5 protein-coding genes and 4 pseudogenes are annotated in these 9,100 nt (G+C 66.9%); 7 read left to right on the top strand and 2 right to left on the bottom strand.

The genetic code is table 11. The features are described from left to right. Positions 1-679: 679 nt before the first annotated feature. On the top strand, positions 680-2,146 hold the full coding sequence (locus ABFX50_RS49870; protein ID WP_346158191.1) for a hypothetical protein: 1,467 nt from the start codon (positions 680-682) through the stop codon (positions 2,144-2,146). A gap of 464 nt (positions 2,147-2,610) precedes the next feature. Here the strand turns inward: ABFX50_RS49870 and ABFX50_RS49865 are convergent, their stop codons facing one another. Further along, complete coding sequence (locus ABFX50_RS49865; protein WP_346158188.1) at positions 2,611-3,201, bottom strand: TetR/AcrR family transcriptional regulator; 591 nt, start codon at positions 3,199-3,201, stop codon at positions 2,611-2,613. Positions 3,202-3,257: 56 nt separating this feature from the next. Here ABFX50_RS49865 and ABFX50_RS49860 point away from each other — a divergent pair, with 56 nt between their 5' ends. The 6 genes and pseudogenes from ABFX50_RS49860 to ABFX50_RS49835 form a co-directional block, all read left to right on the top strand. Continuing rightward, a complete protein-coding gene (locus tag ABFX50_RS49860) occupies positions 3,258-3,944 on the top strand; it encodes an SGNH/GDSL hydrolase family protein (RefSeq protein WP_346158186.1) in 687 nt (228 codons plus the stop codon). After that, positions 3,941-4,078 (top strand): hypothetical protein, encoded by a 138-nt coding sequence (locus ABFX50_RS49855; RefSeq protein WP_346158182.1) that lies wholly within the window; start codon positions 3,941-3,943, stop codon positions 4,076-4,078. Before ABFX50_RS49860 ends, ABFX50_RS49855 begins: the two co-directional genes overlap by 4 nt. A gap of 73 nt (positions 4,079-4,151) precedes the next feature. Continuing rightward, positions 4,152-4,594, top strand: a pseudogene (locus ABFX50_RS49850) (transposase); the annotation flags it as partial. Between the two features lie 366 nt (positions 4,595-4,960). After that, positions 4,961-5,845 (top strand): hypothetical protein, encoded by an 885-nt coding sequence (locus ABFX50_RS49845; RefSeq protein WP_346158180.1) that lies wholly within the window; start codon positions 4,961-4,963, stop codon positions 5,843-5,845. A 318-nt stretch (positions 5,846-6,163) separates the two neighbouring features. Then, a pseudogene (locus ABFX50_RS49840) lies at positions 6,164-7,137 on the top strand (IS5 family transposase). Positions 7,138-7,270: 133 nt separating this feature from the next. After that, positions 7,271-8,785 (top strand): annotated as a pseudogene (locus ABFX50_RS49835) (IS1182 family transposase); the annotation flags it as partial. Between the two features lie 94 nt (positions 8,786-8,879). Here the strand turns inward: ABFX50_RS49835 and ABFX50_RS49830 are convergent. Continuing rightward, positions 8,880-9,100: pseudogene (locus ABFX50_RS49830) on the bottom strand (IS5/IS1182 family transposase); the annotation flags it as partial.

The raw sequence follows: 9,100 nt of genomic DNA, 5'->3' as shown, positions 1-9,100 counted from the left end.
CAGGGCGACAGGTCATCACCAAGGCACGCGGGCCAGTCTCAAACTGGGTCAGGCCCTGGCTTGTCGGGCGGTGCCTCATCAGTCTCACAGTCCTCAAGCGTTCGATGGTCTTGTGGGTGAAGGAAGCGATGGGCCGGTGAGCATGGCGGCCTACATCTGCTCCCAGAAGACCGACCATGGCATGGACCACGCGATCTCCTGCCGGGCGTGGCGACCGCTCCGGGTCGGCCCGTGGAGTGGGAGCTGGGGAAGACGGCTGCACCGGTGAGGTCGCGGGAGCAGGCAGTGTGTGCGCGGCAGGGGCCGCAACCTCTGGCGGGGTGTCGGTGACTCGTCGACCGGACTATTGGCCTGAGGGACAGGCTTCGGCGTCGGCAGCGCCTCCAACCCCCGACGATGATTCGCGCACGGTCTTCGATCACCGTTTCCCTGATGCTCGCCAACGGTGAGCGACAATGCCGTCGATGCCGTGGCAGCGCCCCCAGAGGGCCGAGCAATCAGATGGATTTCTGCCATATGTGGCACTACGGCTGCCATCAACAGGTGAGAGCGAGTCGCTGCGGGCCGTGCCTCATTACAGTGGGCGCCCATGGTCATCACCCTACGGATGCTTTCAGTGGCGGCATCTGCCGTTCTGCTCTGCGGCTTGTCGTCCGGTGCCTCTTGGGCCGAGCCGACCTTGCGCTTCACCGACTCCTTCGACCAGGCGGTCGACAAGGATCCCACGTACGGACTGAACGACAGTCTCGCCGCCCGTCAGCGGGGCGCGCAACGTGGCGTCACCTACAGCCGCACACCCGGCCTCTGGTACAAGGCTCCTGTTCCCCGACCGTGGTATTCGCAGGTGAATCATTCACGCTATCCCGGCACCCTATCCCTCTGGCTGGGCACCTCCGCCGTACGGCTGGACTCCCCGGTGACGGCCGGTACCGACGGCGTGGTGACCGCGCAGGTAACCACGGATCCGATCCCCGGCGACACCAGCGACGGCGCATGGGCCTCGCTCGTGCTCACCGCCGATCCCGCCGTCTCCGGTTACGTGACCGAGGCAGGTGTGTCCTTGGCGGTACTCGTCCGCAGCAACGGCGGCATCCAGGCGTTCACGCATGGCCGTAAGGTCCTGGATCGTCCTGGCGCGGCCACTCCGGACGAGCGCGGCCGCTACCGCATCCGCGTCGACGCGCGCCCCGGCGCTGGGGTGGCCACCGTCACCGTGAGCGACGTCACGACGGAGGTGTCGCTGGATCGGGCGTTCCCTGCGAAGACCTGGTTGCATCTTGGCGCCTACCTTGACAGCGACAGTGACACGGCCACCTTCGACGACCTGGGGGTCTCGGCTGTCGCGGCGAGCCCGGCCCGTGCCGGCTCGCTGAAGCACCTGGGGTACTTCGCCGCCCGTATCACCGAAGCGCTCGGCAACCACGTGCAGGAAGTACGTGGGCGTACCACCCTCAACTGGGTCAACATCAGCGACTACGCGCGCTACGCCCCAGAGGTTCTCGAGTCGTGCGCGCCGCGCTCCTGTGTCGTCTACACAGGACACGAGTTCTTCACCGGATGCGACCAGGCAGGCAGCACCACCTGCCGCCTCTACGCCAACCACCGGGAACGTTGGCAACGTCTGGCCGACGTGGTCAGGCCGCACCTGAGCAAGGTGGCCGCCTTCTACCTCAAGGACGAGGCCTTCCACCGGGGCGCGTCCTACCAGGACGTCAGGACCTCGGCCCAGGTCATCAAGGAGGAGTTCCCGTCCGTGCCGGTCATGATGGTGGAGGCCGGGCCCAAGGTGACCTCGGCCATGCGGGTCCCGCCCGAGGTCGACTGGGTCGGCTTCGACTGGTACTGCCGCTCGGCTGCGGAGATCGAGCCGACGCTGAACACGCTGGAGTCCATCACTGCACCGGATCAGGAGCTCTTCCTGATGCCCCAGGCCGCACCGCTCAAGGCCTGTGGCACCAAGCCCGGTTACCAGACCGACGCCGAGCTGGCAGATCTGCAGTGGGACTACGTGAAATTGGCCGAGCGGCATCCCAGGGTGACCGGTCTGATGGGCTTCGGACTCTGGGTGGAGCAGACCCCCGTCTCCAGGCTGCCTCGAACGATCGACGCCCATGAGCGGATCGCCGCGCGACTTCTGGCCCCGTGACAGGGCGCCTCACCACAACGGGGTGCGCCCGAGGAGCGGCGCACCCCAGCCTCTCATCGGTGTAGGGCCTGAACGGCTTCGGCGGACGTCTGGATCACGATGGAGTGGTGGTAACTCTCCAGACGCGAGACGATCTCCCCTCGTGGACCCTTCAGCCACGCGTCGCTGCTGTAGAACCCTTCCTCTTGAAGAAAGGCCCGCCTCGGTTCGGGGGCTGGAGCCTGGCCCCGCTCCCAGGCATTCCGCTTGCGGCCATGCGCTGCGCGAACGCAGGATGAAGAACACTCACTGTGAGCCAAGCATGCCGGTCTGAGAAGCTGTCTCAGGCCGGTGTGTGATACATCGCCAGCGGGCGGCCATTGTGCATGAGCCAGGCCTTGATCGCCGCACGACATGCTCCCCTGGGCCGTCGCCAGATCTTCCGTAGCCGAATGAAGGGCTGACCCTTGTGCGCCTCCGTGGCCTCAGGTGAGGAGTCCGTCGATCACCCGGCGAACCCGATCCGCGGCATCCAATTCGCCGAGGCGCATCGCGAGATTGGCCGCGGTGAGCACCGCGTCGATCTGAAATGCGGTGAGCTCGGCGTCAACCTCGGGGATCTCCCCAGCCCCGACTGCGTGAAACACCTGCTCGGCGAGGACCGCCAGCCAGGCCTGGCGCTGACGCCGCAGGCCGTCGCGGACGGGGCCGGGACGGCTGTCGAAGTCGGGAAGATTGGCCGCCCAGAAGCAGCCGCCAGCAAAGAGCGGCAGTTCAGCATAGGAAATCCACCGCTCCACGAGCGCTCGTAGTCGCGCGGTCCCCGCGGGCGCGTCCGAGGCGGGCTGGACAACCGCCTCCATGAATATTCCCCGGGCGGTCTCGACGGTGGCGAGCTGCAGATGCTCCTTAGTGGGGAACAGCGTCGCCACACCCCCCTTGCTCAATTCCAGATCGGTGGCCAGGCGGCCGAAGGACAGACCGCTCAAGCCCTCGACGGAGGCGACGTCCACGGCGTGGCGGGTGATCACTCTCCTGGCGCGAGCCCCACGCGCCTTGCGCTGGTCGATGATCATGACGTTCCCTCGCGGTCGGCTTGCAAAATAAGAACGAACGATCGTACGTTTTAAGGATGCCTTCAGTAACGCATTCCCTGACCGAAGAGTCCGATCCCTACTGCTTGCCCCCAGCTCGCGCTGCGGACCTGCTCGCCAGAGCACCCTGGCAACGCTTCGCGACCATCGGCGACAGCCTCTCGGCGGGCATCGGCGATCCGAGTCCCGGATATGCCAGCCTGGGCTGGCCTGCCCGAGTGGCGGACATCCTCCGCCGGATCAGTCCCGGCCTGACGTACCTGAACCTGGCCGAGATAGGCGCAACCACAACCAGAACGTTGCGGACCCAGCTGGATCGGCTCTCCGACTTCGGTCCCGACATCGTCCACGTGCCTTGCGGCGCAAACGACCTGTTCCGGGCCGACCCCGACTACGCAGCCATCGCGACCGCCCTGAAGCAGGTGTTCGAGCTCGCCGCCGGGACCGGGGCGCAGCTGACGACGTTCACCCTGGGCAGAGCCTTCGTGGTGCCGCGCTACCCCGACTGGAGCGAGCGGGTGCGCCAGGTCAACGACATCACGCGGGGCCTTGCAGCCGACTACGACGCCGTGCTCGTCGATATGTGGGACCACCCGGTCAATGATCGCCCTGACCTGCTGAGCCAGGACCGCATCCACTTCGCAGCCATGGGTCAGGCTGTGATGGCCACGGAGATGGTCAAGGGGCTCGCGGGCCTGCTCAATGCCGAAGGGAGACGGCAGTGAAGACGTCCACCACCCCGTGGGGCGCGGTCTCAATCGCACTGGTCGGGGCGTTCCTGGCAATTCTCGATTCCTTCATCGTCATCGTCGCCGGGCCCTCCAACCAGGCCGAGCTGGGGGCGGCGACGGCCAGTTGAATGGATTCTGGCCAGGTCCCAGTTCACTTATGCGCTGCTTCTACCCACCGGGGAACGACTAGGGCCTGTACGGGCGCTGGTGTCGATCCTGCAGTTCGGCGAGGGACTGTCCGACCGGCAGGCGGCCGAGGTTGTGCGAGCGCGGATCGACTGGAAGTACGCGTTTGGGCTGGAGTTGACCGACGCCGGCTTTGACTACTCGGTGCTCAGCGAGTTCCGAGATCGCCTGATCGCAGGATCACTTGAACAAAGCCTGCTCGACACGATCCTGGAGCGCGCCGTGACCGCCGGGCTGCTTCGCGCCGGGGGTGGCAGCGAACCGACTCTACTCACGTGCTCATGGCCATGCGTGCGATGAACCGGCTGGAGCAGGTGCATGAAACGGTGCGCGCCGCGCTCAACGCGCTGGCCGCCGCAGCACCCGACTGGCTGCTGGCCCAGGCCGAACCCGGATGGTTCGAGCGCTACGAGGCCCGCATCGAGGACTATCGACTGCCCAAGAACAAGGCTGAGCGCATCCCGTCGGCCACGAGATCGGCGCCGACGGGTAAAGCGCCGAGGGCAAGGGCTTTGCCGTCAGCGAATTCACCATCGACTGGGACCGTCGCGTCATGACCTGTCCTGCCGGAGCCACCAGCCTGAGCTGGGCCAACGAGGTGGATCAAGGTGGGACACCCGTCATCCGGGTCCGCTTCTCGATGCGGGACTGCGGTCTCACCAGGCCGAAGCCTCTGTACTCGTGCCGCAAAGGGGCGGCGGATCACATTACGCGGGAGGAACACGAGGCCCTGCTCCGCGCCCGTGCAACCCTAGGGACTGATGAGTGGCAGCGGCCGATGCCGGCGCGGGTGGGATTGCCGGCGCGGCGGCTGAGGGCACGTAGTGATCGCCACCGAGTACGCGAAATACGCCGAGGTCGCCTCGCTGGTCGGTGTGCCCGCTGAACTGTTCGTCTGGGATCCGGACGCGTTGGATGGGATAGCTGGGACGATCAGCGCCTTCCTGCGTAATGTGAGCCCTGGCATACAGGAAGCCGAGTCGGCCGCCGGACAGTACACCGCAGCCACCCGCGGAGCTGAGGGCGGCGCCTTCGACCAGCACTGGCAAGCGATCGCCGCAGGCGGCGATTCCGGTGACCTGCACACGATGGCCGGCTGGGCTGCGGGCCTGGTGAGTTTGGGGGCGATAGCGATCAAAATCGCCCAGACCGGCGTGTTAACCCAGCTGGCCTGGTGCGCTCCGCAACTGGCCGCCAGCATCGCAGCCGGACCCGCCAGCGCACTCAACGCCATCCGCGCGATAGCCACCGCCCGCGCCACGATTGGCGCGATCGTCCGTCAGCTCACCGACCGTCTTGACCGGTCGATCGCGCCCAAACTCCGCCAGGTCAGCGAGCTGCTCCGCAGGCTCGGACGCCAGTTTGACCCCCGTACCGCCCTCAACGGTGGACACCGTCTTAGACCTGCCGACGGCCCGGGCCACCTACCCGATACGCCGGGTGCTGTCACCAAGCACGTGCCGCTCCCAGAGTCCCGTTCCTCTCACTTCGGCGCCGATCAGATGTACATGGGTCGGCGAAGTGATGCACAGAAGGCAGCGCGATTTCACAAGGAACAAGCGGCATTCTGGGACAGAGAAGCAGACAAGCTTGCATCAATCGATCCTGGTGATCCCAATGTTGCAGGACTTCGTGCGGCTGCACAAAGACAGCGTGGCTTGGCAGACAACCGCATCGTAGAAGCCGATGTGTTCGGAGACGAAGATTAGTCTGACCAGCTCAGCTGGCCAGCGCAGCGGGGCCTGGCCTCTGAACCGGATCAGGGCTGGTGGGATGGGTGAGTCAGGCGGCCGGGGAGAGGGTGACAGACGACCTGCACGGTCGACGTCGATGGGGCGGTTTCGTCGCCTGAACTCGCGGCCTTGCCTAACGAACCGCGCGGCTGACGATTCAGGCGATCTTCCACCGGACTGATCTACACCAAACCCCCACCAATGATCCACGGGACACGCCCTTTAGGGCCTGTACGGAGTTGAGATCAGAGGGATTTCCTGCGCTGTGGCCTGCGGTCCTGGTAGGCCATCGCCATGGCGCGTGGAGATCTCACCGATGAGGAATGGTCCTTGATCGAGCCTCACCTGCCCCTGGGCGCGCGAGGTCCGATCCCGGACCTGCGGCTGCAGTTCAACGCGGTGATGTGGCGGTTTCGTACCGGTAGTCCGTGGCGGGACCTGCCCGTCGAGTACGGGCCGTGGTCCACCGTCTACGACCGGTTTCGGATGTGGGCGATAGCGGGTGTCTTCGAACAGCTGATGCAGGCGATGATCGCTGAGGCCGCGGCCCGGGGGCAGATTGAGCTCGACCTGGTCAGCGTGGACTCCACCACGGCCCGTGCCCATCATCACGCTGCCGGGATGGTGCTGGACGGCGAGCTGGTCAAGGCGTTGGAAGAGGCCGCCGCGCGGGAAAAGGGGCTACGCCAAAGGGGCAAAACCACCACGACAGCGAGGAAGACGGAGCTGGACGCCGACGGTTACGAGTGCGGCACAGAATCCGGCTGAAGGCTGCCCGGCTGGGCCGTTCGCGGGGTGGGCTGACCACCAAGGTGCACCTGTCCGCCGACCGGCGATGCCGGCCGCTGTCCTTCGTCCTCACTCCAGGACAGGCCGGTGACAGTCCGCAGTTCCGCGCCGTCCTGACCGGCATCAAGGTGCGCCTGCCCGTCGGCCGCCCGCGCACCCGCCCGAACTCGGTGGCCGCCGACAAGGCGTACTCCTCCTGCGGCAACCGCGCCTACCTGCGCCAACGCGGCATCAAAGCGGTCATCCCGGAGAAGTCTGACCAGGCGGCCCATCGCAAGAACCGCGGCTCCCGCGGCGGCCGCCCGATCAGCCATGATCAAGACCTTTACAAGCAGCGCAACACGGCGGAACGCTGCATCAACCGCATCAAAGAATGGCGCGGGCTGGCCTTCCGCTTCGACAAGACGCCGGGCAGCTACCTGGCTGGCCTTCACCTACGTGGAGCAGTTTTGTGGATCCGAAGCCTCCGACCTGCCTGAAGATCCGAAGTCCGTACAGGCCCTAGGAGTGTCCTGAAGATTTTGATGGTCTGGCCAGATTGAGGTCGGGAGTTCACACTCGGGTCATGATGGGCCGTCGGAGGGCTCCGGTCGGGCCTGAGGTGTGGGTCGTGTGCCGGAGTTGATTCCGGCCGGGAGCATGTTCGCGTTCCTGGCTGAGCAGCGGCGGGTGTTGTTTCCGCCGGAGGCGTTCGCGGACATGTACGCGCCGGTCAACGGACGTCCGTCGGTGCCGCCGGACCTGCTGGCGACGGTGGTGGTACTGCAGGCTTTGCACGGGCTGTCGGATGAGGAGACGGTGGCGGCGCTGCGGTTCGATCTGCGCTGGAAGGCCGCCTGCGGGGTGGGCCTGCATGAGCGGGGGTTCGATCCGTCGCTGCTGACGTATTTCCGCCGTCGCCTGGCGCGCTCTTCCCGCCCGGACCGGATCTTCCAGACCGTCCGCACCGTGGTGAAGCAGACCGGGGTGTTAGCGGGTCGGACGCGGCGGGCGCTGGATTCGGCCGTGCTGCTGGACGCGGTCGCCACCCAGGACACCATCACCCAGCTCATCGCCGCGATCCGCCGGGTGGCCCGCCAGGTGCCCGGCGCCGCCGCGCTCGTCGCGGCGCACTGTCACGCCCACGACTACACCGATCCGGGCAAGCCGAGGATCGCCTGGGATGACGAGGAAGCCAAGACCGCCCTGGTCAGCGGCCTGGTCACCGACGCGCTCGCCCTGCTGGAGCAGCTGGCCGGCCAGGACCTGGACGAGGCCGCTGCCGGCGCGGTCGGCCTGCTGGCGCTGATCGCCGGCCAAGACGTCGAGCCCGCCGACGGCTCCGACGGCACCGACGGACGGTGGCGGATCGCCCGCCACACCCCACCTGACCGGATCATCTCCACCGTCGACCCCGAGGCCCGCCATATTCACAAGAGCCGGCAGCAGCGCGACGACGGCTACAAGGCCCACTTGGCCGTCGAACCGGAGACCGGCCTGTTCACCGCAGTGGCATTACGACCTGGATCGGGTGCCGACCACCACGAGGCCGCCCTCACACCTCATCTGCTTGCCGGTGAGAGTGGCCCGCTGCAGATCCTGGCTGACTCCGCCTACGCCGCCGCCGACCTGCGCGCCACCCTGACCGAGGCCGGGCACCGGCTGCTGATCAAACCGCCCGCGCTCACACCTGCCGTCCCCGGTGGGTTCACCCTGGACGACTTCGCCATCGACACCGCCGCCGGCACGGTCACCTGCCCCGCCGGGCACACCGTCGCTCTCGCCGCCCCCGCCGGCCGCTACCAGCAGCGGCGCGCTACCTTCACCGGCCTGTGCGCCGCCTGCCCGCTGCACGATCGCTGCACCACCGCCAAGACCGGCCGCATCCTGACTATCCGCCCGCACCACGATCTGCAAGCCGCCGCCCGCCGCCAGGCCGCTACCGACCGCGACTGGCACGACGACTACCGGCGCTGGCGGCCCATGGTCGAACGCGCGGTGGCCTGGCTGGTGGCCCGCGGCAACCGCCGCCTGCCCTACCGTGGCGCTTACGCCAACGACCGCTGGCTCCACCACCGCGCCGCCGCTCTCAACCTCCGCCGCCTCATCAACTTAGGGCTCCGCCACATCAACAACACCTGGACGCTCAACGCCATCACCCATAGACGGTCAATGGGTCGACTCATCCCGACCCGCCCACCAAGATCTTCAGGACGCTCCTAGGGCGCGTATCGAGTCGTGATCAAGTGGTGGTCCGGGTGAGGTGCTTGACCCAGATCATTGAGGCGCGCAGATGGAGGCCGGCGAGGTAGCTGGCTGGGGTCTTGTCGTATCGGGTCGCGACGCCTCGCCAGGCCTTGAGCTTATTGATCAGGCGCTCGACGGTGTTCCTCTCCTTGTAGAGGTCGGCGTCGTGACTGACAGGCCGACCGCCCGCGGAGCCCTTCTTCTTCCGGTTGGCGG

Source organism: Nonomuraea recticatena (assembly GCF_039533245.1).
In the GTDB taxonomy this organism is placed as follows: Bacteria; Actinomycetota; Actinomycetes; order Streptosporangiales; family Streptosporangiaceae; genus Nonomuraea; species Nonomuraea roseola.
This window is presented reverse-complemented; position numbering and strand designations above follow the sequence as displayed.